Annotated in this window: 1 protein-coding gene; it reads left to right on the top strand. The window is 41.1% G+C overall.

Annotated features, from left to right (window positions below; all coding sequences use genetic code 11):
• The first annotated feature begins 441 nt into the window (after positions 1 to 441).
• Positions 442 to 1,422: an SDR family oxidoreductase gene (locus tag K8S15_12960; GenBank protein ID MCD4776946.1), complete on the top strand. Its 981-nt coding sequence runs from the start codon at positions 442 to 444 to the stop codon at positions 1,420 to 1,422.

The following is a 1,422-nucleotide window of genomic DNA, read 5'->3' as shown; positions in this document are numbered from 1 at the left end:
AACAATAGGAATCTTGATTTCAAACCGTTCCGGAATTTATCCGGAACAGTGTATTCATCCAAATAAAGCTTCCGATTAACCTCCGATTCTTGCCTAAATAGACAATACTTTCCGGATACACCCCAGTCAACAAGAAAAACAGAATTATGCTCGTGTAACTCCACATCCGGACGTACTCATCTATTTCAGGACAACTAATTTTCATAGAACCGATTGTTAGCTGTACGGTTAATACGCCCATGCACAACAGTAATATCGATCCGTCAGTTTCTGGAATTCTGTCATAAGAGATCCGGCATATTTCAGGATTTGCTGGCTGTTCGAATTTCGATGCTGCTCATGAATAAAAATGGAAGAAGATTTCGCATATTCAGATCTCTCCAGGTTTTTAATACATCAACATTTACTTGACAGAAACTATATCATAACTATACTCGCAAAATGAAAATATTAATCATTGGCGGTACAAAATTTCTTGGTCGCAGTCTTGTAGAAATTGCTCTTGCTAAAGGGCATGAGATAACGCTTTTTAATCGCGGTAAGACCAATCCTGATCTATTCCCTGAAGTAGAATGTTTAAAAGGTGACCGGGATAGTGATCTTAAACCTTTGCGAAGTCGGAAATGGGATGCTGTGGTCGATACGTGCGGTTACGTGCCGCGTATTGTGAAAAAATCCGCTGAACTGCTTGCGGAATCTATAGAGCACTATACCTATATTTCCAGTATCAGTGCATATGCGGATTTCAGAAAACCTGAGCTGGATGAAAGTTCTTTGCTTGCTACTATTGAGAATGAAACGGTAGAACAGGTAACAGACGAGACCTATGGTCCACTAAAAGCTCTCTGTGAAAAGGCGGTTGAACAAGCTATGCCTGGCAGAGTACTCGTACTTCGTCCCGGATTGATTGTTGGACCATACGATCAATCTGACCGGTTCACATATTGGCCTGTTCGAGTAAGATCGGGAGGAGAGGTGTTAGCTCCGTCTCCCTCATATGAACAGATCCAGTTTATTGATGTTCGTGATCTTGCAGAATTTATTCTGATTATGGTTGAGAAAAGGCAAACCGATGTATACAATTGCACTGGTCCGGACTATATGCTTACTATGAAACAGTTTTTGGGTGAATGTGATAATATATTTGGAAGTAAAACCAGCTTTACCTGGGTAAGTGAGAAGTTCATCATGAAGAATGGAATCAATCTGCCTCTGTGGATGTCAGAAGAAGGGAAAGGGATATATCAGATCAACTGCCGGAAAGCAATTGATGCAGGTTTAAGTTTCAGACCTTACACTGACACTATTCGCGATACATTTTCATGGCATCATGCTACACGTCCATCCGATTACAAATTATCGGCAGGATTAACGGCAGAGCGGGAACAGGAACTTCTGAAGCTCTGGAAGGAAACGAAGTAA

The sequence above is a fragment of the Candidatus Aegiribacteria sp. genome (genome assembly GCA_021108005.1).
Taxonomy (GTDB): Bacteria; Fermentibacterota; Fermentibacteria; order Fermentibacterales; family JCC-6; genus Aegiribacteria.
This window is presented reverse-complemented; position numbering and strand designations above follow the sequence as displayed.